We start from the raw sequence: 626 nt of genomic DNA on the forward strand, positions 1-626 counted from the left end.
TGACCCCCGGCCCGAAGCAGAACCTCGACATCGCGCGGGTCTGACCCCCGGCCCGAAGCAGAACCTCGACATCGCGCGGGTCACCGCGCTGGCACAGTTGCTGGAGGTGGCGCGCCCGGTCGTGCTGTTCGACGAACCCACGACCGCGCTGGACTCCGAGCACGAGGACAACTTCCTGCGTCTGCTGGAACGGCTGCGCGGCGTCGCCGCGGTGGTGTTCGTCTCGCACCGACTGCCCGAGATCATCGAATCCACCGACCGCATCACGGTATTCAAGGACGGCGAGTCGGTGGCGCACCGTCCGACCGAAGGCGTCGACGAGAACGAACTGCACCGTCTCATGGTGGGCCGGGTGCGCACCGAGAACTACTACCGCGAACACGCTCAGCGCACGATAGGCAGGGACGTGGCGCCCCGGTTGGTGATCGACGGTATCGGCGGCGCCGGCGTGTTGCGGGAGGCCTCGCTGGAGGTGGCACCCGGCGAGATCATCGGCCTGGCGGGCACCGAGGGGTCCGGCAAGCGCGTACTCGGCGAGATCATCGCCGGGGCGGTACGCCCGGACCGGGGTCGTATCCTGGTCGACGGCAAACCGGTCGGTGGCACCATCGGCGACCATGTCCGCG

At 69.2% G+C, this 626-nt stretch carries 1 protein-coding gene; it reads left to right on the forward strand.

What is annotated here, in order from left to right; all coding sequences use genetic code 11:
- A partial coding sequence (locus H7J86_RS31685) for an ATP-binding cassette domain-containing protein (RefSeq protein ID WP_267295819.1) occupies window positions 1-626 on the forward strand: 626 nt, incomplete at both ends.

The sequence above is a fragment of the Mycobacterium hackensackense genome (genome assembly GCF_025822555.1).
GTDB lineage: Bacteria > Actinomycetota > Actinomycetes > Mycobacteriales > Mycobacteriaceae > Mycobacterium > Mycobacterium fluoranthenivorans.